The following is an 18,545-nucleotide window of genomic DNA, read 5'->3' as shown; positions in this document are numbered from 1 at the left end:
CAGAGTAGAACCGTAACACAGTTATAGTCATGCCGGCTTGCCGGGACAACTTGGTGCTGAGCACGCAAGCTGGCAGCTTTCCTTTGAGCGCTCGCGCTTTCCCCACTAACGGCATCCATGTGCGGATGCCGAGATGGGACTTATATAGCGCACACCACGCTGACTCACCACGCTAAACCTCCAACCTAAGCCCCCTCAGGAGCTGTTGAACAGCGCAAGCCTCCTATTTGATCTGCGTCGATATGCGTGCAACCCATCAGTTTGAGGAGATCTCTTTGCACATGAACCGCGCTGGAGAACACGCCAAGGGTATGCTTCTGTTACCTTGGCTGTGAGCTACTAGTGCAGCGGGAGACAAGGATGCTATGCACACATTTCACACCAAGTTATGTTGCTTACGTACATGCCCGGTTCGCGATGGACGTCCCTGATGCGCTCGGGGTGGTAGTGATCCTTGATGCAGCCAGCCGGAATATCCTCATGAATGACATAGCAGGGGGTGAGTCCATGCCGAGGTGCTTGCCTGTCACGTTCTGTCCCCACGCGGACAAAATCATGTTCGCCACTTCAACTCTCTGTCTGGGGCGGATAAGGGCAAAGGGGATGTCCACCTCAAGCACGGTGGGTACTCCAATATCGCGAAGCCTCCAGCGATAATCCTCTCCATATCGGTCAAACCGGGTCAGCCTGGCAGCCAGCGACATTAGGTATTCGCTACCATTGATCGAGTAGTGTCCGAAATCATCAAGCATTCTGCGATCGTCCCCGGTCAGCCAGATTTTTCCTTTCTCACTGGTGCTTCGGTTGCCCAGCTCATCAATCGCTTTCTGGAGTTGATAGGGGGCGACGTCGTGGAACAGCTCTCGAAATCTGGCTTGGATCCGGTCAGGCTGCTGTCCCTGCAGGCCATGCTCGTAGTAGGAACGGGGGTTCTCGGGGCGGCAGCCATGGAACGCTTTCGCATGGCTGTAATAGCTCGCCAGCGCATCACAGAAGGCGGGAGCGAGTTCTTCGTGGTCAGGCAGCCAAGACAGGTCATCTGACCAGCATTCTGGACGTTTGCGCACGAGGTATCGGCGCACGGCAGGATCTAACAGTTCGCCTGCGTAGAAACGGATCGAGCCGAGCCAGCTGCGGCGATTACGCCAGTCCAGTGTCTGAATCGCCCCTGATTTCTTAGACACCTCCAAGCCAGTCCGTTGTTTCATCTGCTTTCCTTGAGTAAGACCGGCGCTTTGGATGGGCGAGTTCCAGGGGAGCCGGGGCGCCGAGGGCAGGGTGTCTTGCTTCGATGCAGCTAAGAGCAAAGCAGAGCAGTGATTCACTGATAGCCCGTATCAGGAAGCTTGAGCGATATCCTCTTCCAGCTCGCGAACAGCCTTCGTCACTTTGATTTCAAAGAGCCGTTCAGCGCGCGCATCAGAGATGCTCAACGCACCGTCGCCAATCCAGATCGCCAGTAGCGACCTCTTCTGCCCAATGTCGAGATCATCCAGATTGGGAATGTAGGAGTGGCTCTTAGGTTTGCCTCGCTTCAGCTCATAGAAAGTCTTGATAAGTGACTTCGTCTGAATTTTTCCCTCTAGGGAGAAGCGCTGGGTGAGCTTGCGAATGGTGTGATTGACCGATCGTAGCTGCGTCGTCGAAGTAATCTGGGAAAAGTAAGATGCCCAGCCTCGTCGTTTGCCCTCAAAGAAACAGCCGGTGATCCGCAGGTTGACCTTCCACTCGCAGTAGGCCCTGGCTCGCTGTAGGTCTGTATTCGAGTGGGAGGCGGCGACCTTGTGCCGGTAGGCGGTGAAAATCTTCGCGAGGGAGGACTCAAACCTGAGGATGCTCTCGTGGCGAATCTTGATCTGATCTCCGTCGATCTGGTAACCCAGAAAACTGAAAGGCTCAGTAAGATCCGCCACTTTCGACTTGGATTCAGGGCCGAAGTCGTGGGGCGAAAGCCCAAGGCCTTTCAAGGCCGCAATGAGATCATCAGCCACGCGTTTGGCCTTGCCCTTCGGCGCCAAGATCAGAATGTCGTCGACATAGCGCTTGTACCAGATGCGTCGACGGGCCTTGAACTCTGCATCGATGTCCTGAAGGGCGATTTCAGCTAGCAGGTTTGAAATGGCGAGTCCTTGAGGAACACCGACAGTTGAGTCGGGCGAGTCTTTTCGGCCCTTGGATTCGGGCACTGTCGGTGTGGTGATCGCTGATTCGATCAGGTGCCGGAATTGAGGCTTGCGCACCTTTTTCCAGATCGTCGACTTGATCAAGGAGTGGGGAATTGATGGGTAGAAATTCTTCAGATCGATCTTGGCATATTCTGCGTATTTGCCTGACTTCAGTCCTTCCTTCAGGTCATCGATGACTTCTTGGGGCAGCGATAGCTTTGCTGCAGGAAAGACTTCCGCAAGACTGTCGCATAAAGCTCGCAACACGATCCTGTCTCGGGCCGTTGGAATCGAGATCTGTCGAGGGGTGGAGGTAGCCCCCTTGAGAATCAGCTTCTCCTTGTATGCAGTGAAGCGATACGTACCCTCATGAGCCTTGCGAATGATGAAGTCGAGCACCTCAGTCAGGTTTTCGTCCAGCTTGGCGGGCCGCATACGATCAAGGCCAATGGCACCTGATATTTTGATTTTGTCGGTGTAGATCCGCAGCAGTGGCTTGCGGGCAAAATGTTTGTTGAAACTACGCGCAGCACTCATGTGATTGCCCAGGCTATAAGGCCCACGATCAGTGGCAGGGCGTAGAGCGCCGTGGTTGTAATCAGGCGAAGAGTAAGCCAGTAGTAAGCGTACTTGTGCTCGAAGCCTGTCGGGTGGCGACTGCTGAGGTTGCTGGCGAACACCCTGGCAATACGGTCATCGACCTCTCTGTGATTTTCACATTCGGCCAGAAGGTCTGCGTACTGGCTGATCTGTGCCGGTGTGGCAGGATTGCCAGCAGCATTCTGAGCATCCAACACGTTGTAGAGGTTCTGCAATTGCAGGTAGTTACTGCGCATCGCCATGGCACGACCCCGGAAGTCGCGGTTGGTCACTGCGAGGGATACCCCGAGCAGAGCAACGGAAAGCACGGTGGCCATGACATCGGTGTCACAGCCAAGGATGTGGGGGTAGCGAATGGTCAGTACGCACAGAACGGTACTGAGGAAGGCATACCAGACGAGTAGTGTCTGAGAGTGGAAGTCCAACCACTCCAAGCGCTTATGTGCTTGGATGCGCGCCTTGAAGGTAAACCAGACCTTGTCCTTCACCCGTACCTCTCCTTAGAAATTGGGGGAAGAAGGCAGGAGGATTTGAGTACATTGAACATCCCCAGGGGATCAGTGAGCGTGCGCTCAACGGTCGAAACCGTTCATTATCAGAACCGCCCTCGTGTGAGCGAGAGGAAGAACCTGCCTCTTCCAGGGGTGATTCTACAGTGCCATTATCCGCCTTGGAAAGGAGGGAGCCCCGGAGTGGGATGTGTCTGGGAGATCTGAGTCGATTTAGTCACCTAAACATAGCTAGAGTATTGCCCGGGGTGCGGCCAGTGACGCGGAAATCGCGTTATCTATGAGAGGGATTTTGATGTCAAAAGCAGAGCAAGCTTTCCAGTACTCGATTAAGGACGCCGAGGAGCTCCTAGAGCACTTCGACTCACTCAATGCCAACCCACCACCGGCCAATGCTGAGGTACTCAAGCGTGCGGGCCTAGTAATGGCCCTGACCGCCTGGGAAACCTATGTTGAGGATCGGGTCACCGAAGCGCTGGCGATCCAGCTCAAGCTGATCAAGGGAAGCAGATGTGGAGACTTCATGGCCGAGAAGCTGGAGAACGAGCTCAAGCGTTTTCACAATCCTGATTCAACCAAGACTAAGCAGCTGTTTCTGGACTACCTCGGTGTTGACGTCACCACCAACTGGGGCGGTATGAGCACTGATGCGGTAGGAAATAGAAAGGCGCTTGATACTTTGATCAGCAAGCGGGGCCGGGCTGTGCATCGATCCAAGGTACAGAGCACGGGTGCGCCAGCGCCTCACTTGGTCAAGCGGGAGGAGCTTGAGAAGGCTATCCGCCTCATCAAGCTGCTTGTAGAAAAGACGGATAATTGCCTTGATGCGAACATCTGAGCAGTCCACTCGAGCAGCATAAATGAGGCTGTACCCATTTCTCTCTGGCAGTAGGCGTTGGTTCAACCGCAGTGCCGAGCGGTACCATGCTCTGCTCGCGTCCTGCGGTCAGGAGCAGGTTGCCACTCGGGCACCCAGCCAAGGGCTTCGCGCTAGTATGTGCGCGCCAGGCAGCTCAGATCGCCTGTCCGCCGGAGACCTCGATACGCTGGGCATTGATCCAACGATTCTGCTCGCCGAGCAGGCTGGCGATCATCGGGCCGATATCGTCGGGCACGCCAACGCGGCCGAGCGCCGTCATGTCCGCGAACACCTTATTCAGATCCGGTATGTCGCGCACTGCACCGCCCAGAAAATCGGTCTCGATTGCTCCCGGAGCCACAGTGTTGACCGTAATACCTCGGCTGCCCAGTTCTTTGGCCATGTACAGGCTTAGTACCTCCACTGCACCCTTAACCGCCGAGTAGGCGGAGAAGCCGTGATAGGAGACGCGCGTCAGCCCCGAAGAAATGTTGACGATACGACCTCCATCGGCCAGCAACGGCAGCAATGCCTGAGTGAGGAAGAACACGCCTTTGAAATGCACGTTCACCAGAGCATCGAATTGCGCTTCGGTGGTTTCGGCAATCGAGGCCATGTCCCCGTGGCCGGCGTTGTTGACCAAGTGATCGAAGTTTTCACGCTGCCAGGTCTCGCGCAACGCCTGGTGCAGGCGCTGTACGAAGGCAGGGAAAGTGGTGACGTTGCCGGCGTCCAATGGCAGCGCGACAGCCTTACGCCCCAGCGCTTCGACTTCTGCTACCACGTCCAGTGCGGCGTCGGCCTGACTGTGATATGTGACAACCACATCGCTACCCTGACGCGCGATGCTCAGGGCGGTGTTACGACCGAGGCCACGGCTGGAACCGGTTACGATAGCGATCTTGGTCATGGTAAATATCCTCTGCTTTGTGAAGGGGATTTCATTCTGTGATCTACGCGGTAGTCCCGTCCTTATCGGAACCTCGAAGCTTTTTGCCTATTTCTCCAATGGTGAGCAACGTGCCCAAGTTCAGCCTGAGGAAGCACCGATGAGCGCAGCACTGCTGAAGGTCGTTCGCGAATATCTGGATAGACATGTCGGCCCCAATGGCCTTGCCCAAACTCCCATTTCCGGCTTGACCATCATCCGTACGCATGAACCCAGTGGGCTGGATTACGCCATTACCCGGCCTCTCGCCTGTCTCGTCCTGCAAGGCCGCAAGCAGGTGATGATGGGAACTCAGACCTTTACCTTCAGTGCGGGAGATTCCCTGTTGATCACCGCCGATGTACCGACGGTCAGTCAGATTGTTCAGGCGAGTCCCGAGGTACCATACATATCGCTGGTGATCGATCTAAATCCCGCCTTGCTCACCGAGTTAATGGAGGAGATGAAGTCCGCTCCGAGTCCTGAGGCGGAAGCAATAAAAATAGAACCGACTGACACTGAAGTCGTTGAAGCAGCGCTGCGACTGATACGCTTGCTGGATCGACCGGTTTCAGCGACGGTGCTGCATGCCTCGTTGATGCGCGAGTTGCACTACTGGTTGCTTGCTGGGCGGCATGGTTCGGCAATCAGTCGTTTAGGCTGGCCGGACGGCCATGCTCAGCGTATTACGCTTGCAGTGGCGGTGCTGCGTAGCGAGTTCAACCGCCCGTTGCCGGTGGAGCATCTGGCCTCCGTAGCCGGCATGAGCACATCCTCATTCCATCATCATTTCCGCAAGCACACGTCGCTTACGCCATTGCAGTTTCAGAAGCAGCTACGGTTGATAGAGGCGCGTCGTCTTATGATCGGGGAAGGGGCCTCGTCCAGTACCGCGGCATTCGCCGTAGGTTATGAAAGTGTGTCGCAGTTCAGTCGCGAATACCGCCGCCTATTCGGCATGCCGCCGGGCCGGCATACGGCTGGAGTTTGCTGACCACCGCCGCCCCCGCTCCCTTTGCAGCCTCTCTTCGCGATGGAGCCAGAGGCGCCGAAAATCGACCTTCTGCGGCCACCGCTATTGAGTGTTGTCCCACGGCCGAAGGATGCTGCTCTGCATCTTCAACCCAGTAATGCAGTCAGCGCCGCTTTTCTGGCATCTGGTATCAAGTGCCATATTCCGGAGACCAGTATCGGTTGCCGAGTTAATTGCCTTGAGGAAAAGAGGATAGGATTATTTAGGGGGCAGACTGACCGCTCCTGGCCGGAAGCGGCGAGTGAAGGGGGGAGAGCGCCCGGTAGCGGATTGCCGGGCGTTAACGTTGGTTGCTGCTAGAGAGGCAATCCGTATTCGATACGCCCTATCAGGTTTAACACGATGCGGTGGCCGTTGGTTGGTTGTAGAAGCTCGAGTGGGGATTTCATGCCTGCTGCCATTGCTGGCGATGTCAACCAGCGCGCAGTTTCGGTCGCGCTGAAGGCGAAGAGTTTGAGAGCAGAGCCTAGTACTCTCGCCATCGAATCCCCCTGTCTGATCCACTCATCCAATTTTGGTGTTGGCATTGCGCATCGCCTCTCATGGGCCTCGCAGCGGGCGCTTAGCCAGCCATTGCGCTCTCGGATTAGACCCGGGGCGCCACATAGCTCGCAGATGGATTCCGACAACCTTTCTACGAGATCAACTACAGCTTCGATGTAGTCGTCACCACCGTGGTAGTAGAAACGAAGCCCCCCAAACTTCTCTTTCACCTGCGATGCAACGACTTGCTCTGAGTCCCGATAACTGGAGTGTTCCTGGATCAGCTCGCATGCTGCGTATATCAGCGTGAACCAGCCGTCCTGACACTCAAAACCGAACAAGTAAAGGGATCCCGGCCCCTCCGTGTGCAGTAGCTTTGGATAGCGAGTGCACAGGTAGGATTCCAACTGTTTATTCATATACGTTTCCTATTCCTGGCATCCGATGATGCGTTGTGGCCTCAGAACCAAGAGTCTTCAAGTGCAAAGCCGTGAGGTTTAAGGACTTCGTTGATTGCACCACAGGTACGCTCACAGCTGCGCAGTTCGCAATCGGTAAAGGACACTGTGAGGGCAAGCAGCCAGGTCAGTTCATGCAGGTAAATCTCGCGTGGATCGCAATACCAGACCTGCACTATCGAGACGCTTGGGTCTTGGAAGTGGAAATCGTTGACCAGTTGCAACGCTCTCTCTCTATCGCGCCAGTCGTTCAGGCTGATGGCATACGTTTTCTGCCAGTTGTCCGCCAGCATGCTGACTTCGCTCAGGGCGCTTACACCGGCCAGCGGAAGACCCGAGGCGTCGAGCTCTCGCACGTAGAAATCCCGGATTCTGGGGTTCGAGATGCAGTTTCTGACTTCGGTCAGGGAGATGCTACCGGTAGCTTCGCGCAAATTGGATTTCAGCCGCTCGGCGATTCCGGGTTCGTTGATCATCTGTAGCTGCACCATTGGTATCAGCCTTCCCATTTCGGTTCTCCTGGTGCGAATTTGGTCGTCCGTGATCCGAGGACGGCATTCGGTGGCCGCGTTTGGCCATACGATTTCGAATCCGGAACGGCAGGGCCGAATTCGGACGTTAGGTGTCCAAATTTGGAAAGGAAAGGCCGAAGTGGGAAACACTCTCGAGGAGAGTGGTGTTCATTAAAGCGAAGAAAATAAGGGGAAATTACCGAATTTCCGTCGAAAACGACCAAGTTTCCTTGGCCATGTTTTTTTCGGTTTTCTTTATGAGATACTTTTTATCGAGCTGCGGATTTGCGAGCAAAGGCGTTGTACGTCACTTCGTTCCTCCCAGCGCGGCTCGCTTTTTCGGCGCTTCGCTTGAAAAAGAAAGGCGTACTTAATACGTCAATAGCATTGACATAAAAATAATAACAAGGTGCTCATCATGGATAGAAAAACAGCGAGGCTGTGCCTCCGAATCACCCCCTCCGACAAGAAAGCCATCGTCGCGAAGGCTCGTAATCTTCATCTCAGCACGGCCGATTGGCTGATCCGCTCTGCCCTGGACCGCGAAATCATCCCCCCGAGATCAGTGTGGGATGCGCAATCGATCAATCAGCTCTCGCGTATTGGCAATAACCTCAACCAGTTGGCCCACTGGGCCAACTGCGGAGTGCATATGGATGAGGAGGCTCTGCGTGAAATAGCGGTCGAGTTACGAGCTTTGCGGGGACTTCTGGATGATTTTTAAGGTTCGCAAGCATCGTTCGAAGCAGCATTTGCGCAACCTCGTCCGGTATCTTCTGTCTCGCAAGGGAAAATCGAATGAGCGGGTTTTGCGACACGAATCGCTCCTCGCATTACCCATGCTGCCCGGCGAAACTCCGCTCGGCTACGCCAAGCAATGGGCTTCCGAGCTGTGGTCATTCACTGCCCAAGAGCGTGTCGGGAAAAAGCCTCCGGAGGATTATTTTGTTCATTCGGTAATGAGTTTTTTCCCAGGTAATGCTGAACATGATGCAGATCAACTCACTGCCGAGCAGGCTGTTGAGCTTGCGAAAGAGGCGATGGCTGAGGTGGCTCCGGGAGAGCGGCAAGTTTTGTACGTTGTCCACGGCGATAAAGCGCATTTGCACGTCCATATCGTTTTCTCAACCGTCGAGCTTGGGGGGCGCATCTGGAACCCTCGGATGGATTTCCGCTTGTGGGAGGCTTCGGCTGCTCGATTGGAAGTAAAACACGGCCTGTACCAAGTCACGGTCGGGCGAGCGGGAGGGGAGCCCGCTCGGAGAAAATCGCCGTCTTCCAATGAGCTAAATATGGTTCTACGTACTGGACAGTCTTCTGATCGGATGTTGTTGCGGCAGGTGCTAGATGCGGCGATGGCAGGCAAGCCTACATTTTCCAAGTTCTGGCAGCGCCTGCTGGATGCCGGTGTGACACCCATGCCCCGTATCGCCAGTACAGGAGGAGTCTCCGGAATCTCGTTTCGCTATGGTACGGGGCAACCAATGAAAGGGAGTGATCTTGGGAAAGGTTACTCCTGGAGCTCGCTCGCCAAACAGTTGCACTTTGCTGGCTCTCAACATCTTCATCTGCTTCGACCTTATGCTGCCGAGCAGCAGGTCGAGAGCGGAGAAGCTCAAATTGCCTCCAGTCCTGAAGAGCCACCTGCCTCAACTATCGAAACGCCGTACAGGCTCTCCCAGTTCATTGCGAAACCTACTGCCGACCGCATCGACTGGGTCTGGCGGAACCGTCCGACACGGACTGCATTCGTCGAGGCACCCAAGGTTTTTCTAACAACGTCCTCTCACCAGGCGGTTTATCAGGCCATCGCTGAGCGGGCTCAGGCTCGAGGGGCTAAACAAATGGTCGTCAGAGGCAGCGAGGCGTTTCGAAGGCGGCTTTGGTACGAGTTATCGCTGCGAGGTATTTCGACCGAGGGCTACGTGCCGACAGAGGCAGATAAATTGAGATTGGAGTGGTTAGAGAATGAGCAAGCTGAAAATGGCCGAGGAAATCAGCCAGAGAGAACTAAGACACCGAACGGAGGAGATGGCCCTGACGTTGGCGACAACGCTCGACAGAATGCGCCAAGCGAAAGTATCGACAAGCGAAGAGTTGGCGGAAGTCATGTATCCCTTGCTCCAGGCGATGACGTCTCTGGCGCTAGAGAATCAGGTGCTACTCAAGGAAATGCGGCTGCTGATGAGCAACGAAATGAAGCAGACGAGAGACGAAATGGCGGAGATGCGTACGTTGATGAGGGATCTCAAGAGCTTGCTCGTCGACGCGAAAACCAGCCGCGGGTGATTTCAGACCCATGCCCGACACCATACCTGAGGCGAGCGACTCGTTTAGGTGACGCTGCGCAATGGCGCCAAGGCATTCAGCCTGCGTTAGTTAGACAAGAGTGGCGATCAGCCCTAGATATGCTGTGGGAGCTGGAGCGTCGTTTTACGCATTGGCGCGTTACTTTCGGCATCCCCGGGGAGGATCGGATTGGTGAATTGACCCGTAGTGACGAGCTCTCACCCAACTGGTCGAACTTGCAAGTGCTCAATAGTCAGGGCGCCAATGTGCAGCTGTCTCTCACTTCGCGTGGCAGTTGGCTGCATCTAAACGGGGTGACTGAGCGTGATCTGGTGCGGCTACGAAGCGAGGGTATCGAACCGACCGTCCTGTTTGCTATTGGCGGTGTGACTGAAGTCTATGTGCATGTGAATTACGGTATCGAAAATCGGCTGGTCATGAGGCGTTTAGCCGAGCAAGTCCAGGTAGGGCTCGATGCTGTCGTGCAACCGCATATCGGTGCGGTGACATTCCCGCTTCCAGGGTTTGATTGTTGGCAGGGCGGACGCTTGCAGCATTGCAGCAATGTTCGTTTCGATTCAGCAACGATAGGTGCGCAGCTATCCGTGCAGTTAAGCGCGCTGAAAGGAGAAGTTGGGCGTACACGATCGTTAGTTCCACCCGTTACACATGATGCTGAATTGCCAATATCGATAGCTCAAGTAGTCCAGCGGAAGGAAAATTCGACGTCGGAGGATTCGCCTCGCCCGGGTGGGTATTGAGCGAGGCGAGGTTCTTAGCGGGGACGCGATACCGGCGGCTTCCGTTTCTCCTTGTGACAGTGAGGCTTACGGCGCTGCAGTTGTTGGTATTGCTCCCATGAGACATGGGAGAGGTCGACGTCAGGGTTGATTTGCGCGATTTTCTCCATACGGAGAGGCAGAGCGAAATGTTCACCATAATTGATCGTAACGTCATCCTTGGTGCCATGCCCAATGAGTTTCTTGATCATCATCTCTTGCACGCCAAGCTTGTTGCGCAGCGTGTGGACGAATGTGTGACGGAAGCTATAGAGGCACGCGCCTTGCCCTTTATAAAGGCCGCATGCCGCCAAATATCCCTGGTCCTTTGCGCCTTGACCGCTGAACCAGCGAGACGCTGTCCGCGCAAAACCATGCTTTCTGTCATAGGGGAGCTCGGGAAATAGCGGGCGATATCGTCCGCCTTCGTTGCGACGCATCTCAACGAAATCTAGAAAGCCGATATCTACTAGCTTGGGATGGATTGGGATATCTCGAGCGCTAAATCGGTTCTTCAGTCGCTGCTCTGGCCCTTCATCAGTCACACGCATGACCGGTATGTTGTCTACTTTGAAAATATCGCCTGCGTAGAGCTGGCATATCTCACCTGGGCGTGCACCGGTGAAAAGGCCCAGCAGCGGAAGCCAGAAACAGTAGCTGAAAGGTGTCCATTGGAGTTTCTCATTGGCGTTGGTGGTGTAGATACGGCTATTGAAAATGCCTTCCAACTCCGGAGGGGTAAACGTCCTGTAGTGCGACTCAGTGGTTGAAAGGTTGGGCAGCATGACTTCGTGCAGAGGCAGGCGCCTGGGCAACCATTTTGATTCGTCGCAGAAGGTGATGAACTTCTTCAGGAGATTGAAGTAGCGATGGATGGTTTCGCCACAGATGACATCATCTGGCGAGATTTCTGTGAGCAAGGGACTATCAGGCGGTAGTAGCTCCAGCGTGTTCTTTTTCTTGAATTCGAGAGACTCTTTCAGCTTTGTAAGGTCCTGCAAGCTAAGCGAGCTAACAGCTCGGTCTCTCCCGAGGAGGTCTATGATCTGCTGTAGTTGGGATCTATTCTTGTAGGCAGTGCCATGCTTCCAAGCACCGTTTACCAAAAACGCACGGTGCATTCGTTCTGCAGCTTGCTGGAGAGATAGCGAAGGAGGTAGAGGATCTTGAGGCAGCGAGGCCGGTGGGACTCCGAGGATGGCCTGTAGCTGGTCAGGATTATTCAGCAGCTGTTGAAGTTTGGTCGCGATGACCGCAGGGTTAAAACTGGGGTGTTGCGGTAGGTTAAGCGTTACGTAGTTTGTACATTGCATCTAGGCTCCAGGTTGCTCCGTTGTGGGGCCATCCGGAGACATGTTTGATGGCCGGGCCTAGGTCTTGCCAGGCTTGAGCTCGAATATAGTGCTGGTTTTTAAGCTGTCAATATGTTCCGGTTAAAAATATTACTATTTGTATATTGACGTCTTTACAGCCTCCGGCTGGTAAGTGCTGTAGCGGTGTCAATACTTAATATATAAAAAAATCCTAGTGCTACATGCGGCATAAAAAAGGCACCTCGCGAGGTGCCTTGTGGCGGATCGGGACTGGCTTACTGAAGCCAGCTTTCAACGGCATCAGCGCCAAACTCTTGCTTCCAGAGCTTCAATACTTTGTGGTTGCCGCCTTTCGTCTCAACAACTTCACCGGTCTTGGGGTTCTTGTAGATTTTCACTTTACGTTCGCGGCGCGGACTACTGCTTTCGGCTGCGGTGGGGCGTCCGAGACGCTGCGGATCCAGCAGCGCGATCACTTCTCTGAGGCCGACTCCGTACTGAGCCATGAGCTGACGCAGCTTGTTCTCGAACTCAATTTCGCGCTTCAGGCCATCATCATCCTTCATGGCGTCGAGTTGCTTGAGCTGTGCTGCGAGCTGAGCTTCTAGGGCTTTAAATTCTGCGAGTTTGGACATGTGATGGACTCGTGTGGAGGGGGTGTATAAATCTTAATCGACGATTGTGAAAAACACGACCTACTGAGCTACCGTTGGCTCAGAAAGACTCCGGACAAAGATGCTACGCACACATTTCACACCGAGTTATGTTGCTTACGTACATGCTCGGTTCGCGGTGGACGTCCCTGATGCGCTCAGGGTGGTAGTGATCCTTGATGCAGTCAGCCGGAATATCCTCATGGATGACATAGCAGGGGGGCGAGTCCATGCCGAGGTGCTTACCTGTCACGTTCTGCCCCCACGCGGACAAAATCATTTTCGCGACTTCAGTTATCTGTCTTGGGCGGATAAGGGCAAAGGGGATGTCCACTTCAAGAACGGTGGGTACGCCAATCTCGCGAAGCCTCCAGCGATAATCCTCTCCATATCGGTCAAAGCGGGTCAGCCTGGCAGCCAGCGACATTAGGTATTCGCTGCCATTGATGGAGTAGTGTCCGAAGTCATCAAGCATTTTGCGATCATCCCCGGTCAGCCAGATTTTCCCTTTCTCACTGGTGCTCCGGCGGCCCAGCTCATCGATAGCTTTCTGGAGTTGATTGGGATCGACGTCGTGGAACAGCTCTCGAAATCGAGCTTGAATTCGGTCTGGCTGATGTCCTTGCAGGCCATGCTCGTAGTAAGAACGGGTGTTCTCAGGGCGGCAGCCATGGAACGCTTTCGCATGGCTGTAATAGCTCGTCAGCACTTCACAGAAAGCAGGTACGAGATCTTCGTGGTTAGGCAGCCAAGACAGGTCGTCTGACCAGCATCTGGGCCGTTTTCGCTCAAGGTTTCGGCGCAGGGTAGGATCTAACAGCTCACCTGCGTAGAAACGAATCGAGCCGAGCCAACTGCGACGATTACGCCAGTCAAGTGTCCGTTGTTTCATCTGCTTTCCTTGAGTAAGGCCTGAGCCATGGGGCAGCTCGTTACAGGCGATCCAGGGCGCTGAAGTTACGGCAATAGCGTTTTGATGCAGCGAAGTGAATCGCCAGAGGTTTTCTAAATACCTTACAGACGCTTTGCGTGACGTCTATCTCGTGGACAGCTCTGACGGCCTGTTGTGGCCGATAGTGGCCCGTTTTCACCGACTGCAACCGGCCAAAAAGCGGCCGTTTGGTCCTGAGTCACGCTCTAACGACAGTGCACTGCAATCTATCGTACGACCCGCACAACAATTACTGGGCAATTGTTGTTCTGCACCGTTTCAGCCAGCCGATCAGAAAGATTCCTCTGTCTCACTAACGAGGACATGTGGCCAGCGTTGCTGGCCACACTCTCCAAGTTAAGCGACCGCTGGCGCTTCTTGTTTCGCTTTCTGCAGTGCGGACTCATCTACCTCCAGCACGCCGGAAAAGAAGATCGAATTTTCGGACGTAGGACGTGGATGGCTGATGTACGTCAAATAATCCGCTATGAGCTTCAACTGAGGCGGAATAGATAGGTACGCAAGCAACTCTTGAGCGGTAGGCTGTTCTCCTGACCAGAGTCTACAGATGACCTTTCTCACCTTTTTCTTACCCTTCTCCCAGTGGAACTCAGAAATGGTGCTTTCGTCGAAGAATTTGCTCAACGCTGAGTAATCGGAAACGTAGACACCGTTCACGGGCGGCCGGGAGTAGTTCATAGAATTCAAAATCATTGGCACCACCGTTAGATCGGAGAGCTTCCGACCGAACAGCGACTCGACTACCTCCGGACGGGCCCTTAGGCCGCGCTCCAGGCGTTTGACCTGTTTGACTGTGTCGTCGATAAACTTGCTATAACGCAGAGCCTGCACCGCATGATTGCCCGACAACAAGGTATTCTTACATTCGATCAGGAACAGCGTGTCGTCCAGCAAGAGCAAGGCATCGTATTCGTACTGAGCGTGGTCGATGCTGAAGCTGGTAGTCTCACATTGGTAGTCCCGCGCCTGGAAAAACGAGACGACTTTGTCTTCAAAACCCTTCCCTTTTTTCTCAAACTGAGTCTCGAGCGAGCTCAACCTCGAAAAAAGAACGTTTGGAAGGTTGCAGGTGATAAGGACATCTGCAAGCAGTGAGTATTTGCCATCTTTCGAACGGATCAATGGTGAGTCGTAGAGATCACGGCTGTCCTGGCCGAACGTCAAGTGATGGATGAGTGTTGGAACGCACATGTCGGGAATCTGGTAATCACTGAAACCCTGCTCCAGCTCCGCTTTGTCGAATGTTATCAAGCAGGTGTCGGCCTGTTTAATCTCTGCCATCAGCTTCAGCGAGCAGTAGCCTCTCACCCACTCCCGCAGAGTCAGGCCGTGGTAGCGCTCCTGATCTGAGAAAACATCAAATGACAAAATCTCAGTCAGTGTCGTAAGGGCAATCCCTTCTTCCTCTGAAACGAATGGTCCACTTGAGAGGCTTGGCGCTGCCGCTCCTTTGGCCATGACGGGCAGGCGCTGATCCTTCCCTTGCATAAGCCGAATAGTGTTCTGCATCGCCCAGGAATGAAGCCTACGATTGGCCAGGAAGTCGTAAACCTCCGCCTCAGAAGGGGCACGATGAAAAATGAGAGGATCCGGGAACTTAGAGTAAAAGCCTTCTGGAAGAGTGTCGCGAGGAATCCCAGCATTTTCCATGCTGGTTATTTCGCCGCCAAAGAAAAGCGTGCGGTTCGCGATATCTTCAAGAGCGTTCCAGGTCATCGCGTAGAGCTGAATAGAACCGGCTTTGAAAACATGCTCATCGAAGATCGCAGCTTTCGACGGAGCAACCAGTTTGCCTCCAGAGAGCAATTTGTGCTCAAAAGAGAGCATTTTCAACGTCAAGCTCAGAGTGCCGATGATGTTGGAAAAAGCAGCATCCGAATTCACTTCATTACCGTCTGGCAGTTTGACCATTGTCATTTCTGGCATCGCAAACGGCACTTTGGCTTTGGCCTTCGCCTTAATTTCTGCCATCGCCTGTTGAGCGGCATCATGGAGCTCCCTGAGCTCTCGCGATGCCCGCTCAATATGACTCCAGAATTGGATGTCTTCAGGAAATTTGGAGATATCACACTCAGGGAGAGACGAGCGAGTTTCGTCGAAGCACTGCTCAATGAGTTGAATCTTGTCGTTGAGACCCTGAGCGAATGCCTGCGCCTGCGTATGCTGGCTCCTCATAGCAGTAGCGTTCAGAAGCGAATCGTAAAACTTGTTGCGCTTTACGCGATCCCCTCGCATCTGAAAAGCACCAGGCTGTTCCAGTTTCGCTGCAAAGGCTGCTGTCACCTCCTCGGTACTGAGGTGTTCTAAGGCTTCAAGGGCTTTTGGTAGGTCAAGCTTTTCAAGAGCATTTTGCAGCTGTTTACGATGATCGTCGTGATCGGCACTCATTGATCGTCCTTAATGTTCGGTGTCAGGGAAAGTCATCATCGCCGTCCAGCTTGTTCCTCCCTGAACATAATCAGGGCAAACGCCCGGGGAGGAGACTGCCTCTCCGGCTTAACTCGTGAGCACCATACATCTATCGAGGTGATTAAAAAACGACGGGGAGCGACACCGCGTAGATTCATTTGCGTTCATACGGACACCGCATTAATTAAGCGCCTTCACCCCAGATTTGACAAGCAGTACCCACAGTAGCAAATGATGTCTCACCAAGAGACTACTAGTGGCCGGTAGCTGCTGCTTACGGACATCCGCTTCCCCTTGTCGGTCCATAGGACGTTCAGAGTGGCAGTTAGCCACGCACCTGTTAGTATTTCCTGTAGGACATGTCATGCTCACGGAGAGACGCGATGTCAAGTCCAGAGAAAACAAGAACTCTGTCGGTACGCCTTATGCGAGAAGAGCGGGGGCCTGATGCCGCTCTGAAGATTGCCTACATGCCTGACGGTGGAAAGGGTGCGTTGCGGCAGTACGCTTGGATAGGGATCGAGGAGGCTGTGCTCTTTGTTGGCCAGCTCTATACGAATCCGCCTTCCTGGCTTCCATTTGTGGCGGAGCATATAGATGGCAACGCGGATCAGATCATCTCGAGTGGCGCAGGTGCGCTCCTGATACTTCCTGTGCGAGATCGCCTTATGGCGATCTGCTTTGGCCACATCCACCTTGCGCTAGATGACGACGCATTTGAGCGCCACTTCGGCCTGAAGGTAACGCTCAATTCGGTACCCCGGGATGGGATTCGAACGCTGGATTTGGCTACTCCCGACGCGGTGACCTTTCAAAAGCGAGTACAGGCTAGCCGCGATAGTGACATCCAGGATTTCGGCGTCGATATGCTCCGTGACTTAGCGCGCGTCGCCGGCGGTACGCCTCTCAATTCCGACTTTGCAAAATTCCTAGCCGGGCGGGACAGTCTTTCGATCACATGCCGAGTTGGTTCCGACGATCTGTTAGATAAGTGTGAAGAGATCCTTGATGCGTACGGCGCCGATACGTACAAGGAGGATTATGCGTGGGTCGACAACATGCAGACTGTCAGGGACAAAGACACGATTCAGGCCCTGGATGATCGCTTGTTTGAGGCCTTGCAGACCCTGCGTGCTGGTGGTGAGAGCGACCTTCACATGGCGCCACCTGAGGTACTGAACTACGAGGAAGGCTGCCTGCTCCACTACAATGGCTTCGGCGGTGGTGGCACTCAGTTTCATAGCCTTTCCATCGAAGACTACGTAGAAGAGCTCAATCGCTGCGATTTTGAAGGCGATGTCAATGAGGTGTGCGAAAAGCACTACATCCGGGCCAAGACCGCCTCTTCTGAGGTCTTCAACACCCAGTGGAAGGTCTATCAGTGCTTTACGTTCGAGACCACCCTCGGCGAAGGAGAAGAGGAGACAAGCTACGTCCTCTTCTCCGCGCATTGGTACTGCATCGAGCGCAATTTCAAACTGCAGATTGAAGAGCGTTTCCGTCAGATTCCCAAGGTCGAAATAATCGGGCCTACACACTGCAAGAATGAGCGAGAGCTGATCGCTCACTTGGAAGCGACCCGGCACGATTTGTTGTGCTTGGATCAGGTGAAAATCAATCCTCGAGGCGTGCGGTACGCGAACATCGAGCCTTGCGACTTCCTGTCAGATGCCAAGCAGTTCATCCACCTGAAGGATGGCCATTCCTCCGGGCCCATCAGCCATCTTTGGGCACAGGGAATCGTCAGTGCCGAATCGCTGGTCGGCGATGCAGAGTTTAGAAAGAGTCTCCGGAAAGTCGTCAGGCAGCGGCGAGCTAGGTATCTATCACTACTGCCCGCAATCAATGGAAAAGTGACCCGCGCTGAGTACACCGTCGTGTACGGGATAATGCGGAAGCCCTACAAGGACGGGAGCTTGGATCTCCCGTTCTTCAGCAAGGTCAGCCTGCAGGCGGCTGCAGATCGACTAGAGCAGCTCGATATCCCAATTGCGCTCGAGATCATTGCTAAGCCCGCCGGTGAGCTTGGTGCGGAAGGGGGTGATGACGAGTAAGGTGACCGGCCGCTCCTGGCCAATTGCGGCCTATCATCACCGTCAGCATTGGGTCGAACTCTACCGCGTCATAGAAGGTAGCATCCACACCACTTCGGTTCAGTCATACCAAGCACATACTCTGCCCCCGACCGCGCAAGCGAATCCAGCGCGCTACTTTTCGTTTGCGACCGTCTCAAAGGCAGAGCGGGCTGTTATTCGTCATTGAGCAGGGGACCGTCACAGCACTATCCGCTCAACATAATACCTATCCCAGTCGATCAAACTGAATATCGATCCGTCGGGGAAGACGCTAACGTACGTCCGGCTAGCTTCGCTTGGGTCCGGAAAATTAGCCAAGAGATCTTGAAGCGACTCTTGGGAGGATTGGATTACAGATGAAATGGCGCGGAGGACTTGAAAGTCCAGGCCCAACCATGGCTCAAAGCACCAAACGAGGCTGTTACCGATACGCAGATAGTGATCAACGAACGCAAACTTACGGCCGCCAATTTCGACGACAAGAAAACTGTACTCTACTGGCGGGCTTACTTCCGACGTACGCCGAAG

At 54.2% G+C, this 18,545-nt stretch carries 15 protein-coding genes; 5 read left to right on the top strand and 10 right to left on the bottom strand.

All coding sequences use genetic code 11. The annotated features are described in order from the left end of the window. Nucleotides 1-395 precede the first annotated feature (395 nt). The 3 genes from ACJRW5_RS23140 to ACJRW5_RS23130 form a co-directional block, all read right to left on the bottom strand. Entirely contained in the window at nucleotides 396-1,208 is an 813-nt protein-coding gene (locus ACJRW5_RS23140) for a hypothetical protein (protein WP_484572831.1), read from the bottom strand. Between the two features lie 129 nt (nucleotides 1,209-1,337). Beyond that, nucleotides 1,338-2,702, bottom strand: a complete 1,365-nt coding sequence (locus tag ACJRW5_RS23135; protein ID WP_484572830.1) for a reverse transcriptase domain-containing protein — start codon at nucleotides 2,700-2,702, stop codon at nucleotides 1,338-1,340. Then, nucleotides 2,699-3,253: an SLATT domain-containing protein gene (locus ACJRW5_RS23130; RefSeq protein ID WP_313243083.1), complete on the bottom strand. Its 555-nt coding sequence runs from the start codon at nucleotides 3,251-3,253 to the stop codon at nucleotides 2,699-2,701. The genes ACJRW5_RS23135 and ACJRW5_RS23130 overlap by 4 nt, the downstream gene beginning before the upstream one ends. A 316-nt stretch (nucleotides 3,254-3,569) precedes the next feature. Here ACJRW5_RS23130 and ACJRW5_RS23125 point away from each other — a divergent pair, with 316 nt between their 5' ends. Next, nucleotides 3,570-4,112: a HEPN domain-containing protein gene (locus tag ACJRW5_RS23125; RefSeq protein ID WP_484572829.1), complete on the top strand. Its 543-nt coding sequence runs from the start codon at nucleotides 3,570-3,572 to the stop codon at nucleotides 4,110-4,112. A gap of 175 nt (nucleotides 4,113-4,287) precedes the next feature. On the opposite strand, the gene ACJRW5_RS23120 is transcribed toward ACJRW5_RS23125, so the two are convergent. After that, on the bottom strand, nucleotides 4,288-5,043 hold the full coding sequence (locus ACJRW5_RS23120) for an SDR family NAD(P)-dependent oxidoreductase (RefSeq protein WP_484572828.1): 756 nt from the start codon (nucleotides 5,041-5,043) through the stop codon (nucleotides 4,288-4,290). 139 nt (nucleotides 5,044-5,182) lie between these two features. Between ACJRW5_RS23120 and ACJRW5_RS23115 the strand changes: the two genes are divergently transcribed. Continuing rightward, complete coding sequence (locus tag ACJRW5_RS23115; RefSeq protein ID WP_404586816.1) at nucleotides 5,183-6,055, top strand: AraC family transcriptional regulator; 873 nt, start codon at nucleotides 5,183-5,185, stop codon at nucleotides 6,053-6,055. Nucleotides 6,056-6,390: 335 nt separating this feature from the next. Here the strand turns inward: ACJRW5_RS23115 and ACJRW5_RS23110 are convergent, their stop codons facing one another. Then, nucleotides 6,391-6,996 (bottom strand): antitoxin Xre/MbcA/ParS toxin-binding domain-containing protein, encoded by a 606-nt coding sequence (locus tag ACJRW5_RS23110; RefSeq protein WP_404586126.1) that lies wholly within the window; start codon nucleotides 6,994-6,996, stop codon nucleotides 6,391-6,393. 41 nt (nucleotides 6,997-7,037) lie between these two features. Then, nucleotides 7,038-7,511, bottom strand: a complete 474-nt coding sequence (locus ACJRW5_RS23105) for a hypothetical protein (protein WP_404586125.1) — start codon at nucleotides 7,509-7,511, stop codon at nucleotides 7,038-7,040. Nucleotides 7,512-7,965: 454 nt separating this feature from the next. Here ACJRW5_RS23105 and ACJRW5_RS23100 point away from each other — a divergent pair, with 454 nt between their 5' ends. Next, nucleotides 7,966-8,271, top strand: a complete 306-nt coding sequence (locus ACJRW5_RS23100) for a MobC family plasmid mobilization relaxosome protein (RefSeq protein WP_428205154.1) — start codon at nucleotides 7,966-7,968, stop codon at nucleotides 8,269-8,271. Further along, nucleotides 8,261-10,597 (top strand): relaxase/mobilization nuclease domain-containing protein, encoded by a 2,337-nt coding sequence (locus tag ACJRW5_RS23095; protein ID WP_484572827.1) that lies wholly within the window; start codon nucleotides 8,261-8,263, stop codon nucleotides 10,595-10,597. The genes ACJRW5_RS23100 and ACJRW5_RS23095 overlap by 11 nt, the downstream gene beginning before the upstream one ends. Nucleotides 10,598-10,611: 14 nt before the next feature. On the opposite strand, the gene ACJRW5_RS23090 is transcribed toward ACJRW5_RS23095, so the two are convergent. From ACJRW5_RS23090 to ACJRW5_RS23075, 4 genes are all read right to left on the bottom strand, one after another. Next, a complete protein-coding gene (locus tag ACJRW5_RS23090) occupies nucleotides 10,612-11,928 on the bottom strand; it encodes a site-specific integrase (RefSeq protein WP_484572826.1) in 1,317 nt (438 codons plus the stop codon). Between the two features lie 275 nt (nucleotides 11,929-12,203). After that, nucleotides 12,204-12,563, bottom strand: coding sequence for a histone-like nucleoid-structuring protein, MvaT/MvaU family (locus ACJRW5_RS23085; RefSeq protein WP_484572825.1), 360 nt, complete (start codon nucleotides 12,561-12,563; stop codon nucleotides 12,204-12,206). A gap of 103 nt (nucleotides 12,564-12,666) precedes the next feature. Continuing rightward, the gene (locus ACJRW5_RS23080; protein WP_484572824.1) at nucleotides 12,667-13,473 is read right to left on the bottom strand and encodes a hypothetical protein; all 807 of its coding nucleotides are present in this window, start codon (nucleotides 13,471-13,473) and stop codon (nucleotides 12,667-12,669) included. Nucleotides 13,474-13,869: 396 nt separating this feature from the next. Then, complete coding sequence (locus tag ACJRW5_RS23075) at nucleotides 13,870-15,921, bottom strand: hypothetical protein (RefSeq protein ID WP_484572823.1); 2,052 nt, start codon at nucleotides 15,919-15,921, stop codon at nucleotides 13,870-13,872. Nucleotides 15,922-16,325: 404 nt separating this feature from the next. Between ACJRW5_RS23075 and ACJRW5_RS23070 the strand changes: the two genes are divergently transcribed. Beyond that, nucleotides 16,326-17,996: a DUF6119 family protein gene (locus tag ACJRW5_RS23070; protein WP_484572822.1), complete on the top strand. Its 1,671-nt coding sequence runs from the start codon at nucleotides 16,326-16,328 to the stop codon at nucleotides 17,994-17,996. Nucleotides 17,997-18,545 lie beyond the last annotated feature (549 nt).

Origin of the sequence: Pseudomonas pichavaramensis, from assembly GCF_050473265.1 — a bacterium.
Classification (GTDB): Bacteria; Pseudomonadota; Gammaproteobacteria; order Pseudomonadales; family Pseudomonadaceae; genus Aquipseudomonas.
The sequence above is the reverse complement of the archived record's forward strand: the minus strand, read 5'-3'. Positions and strand labels throughout refer to the sequence as shown.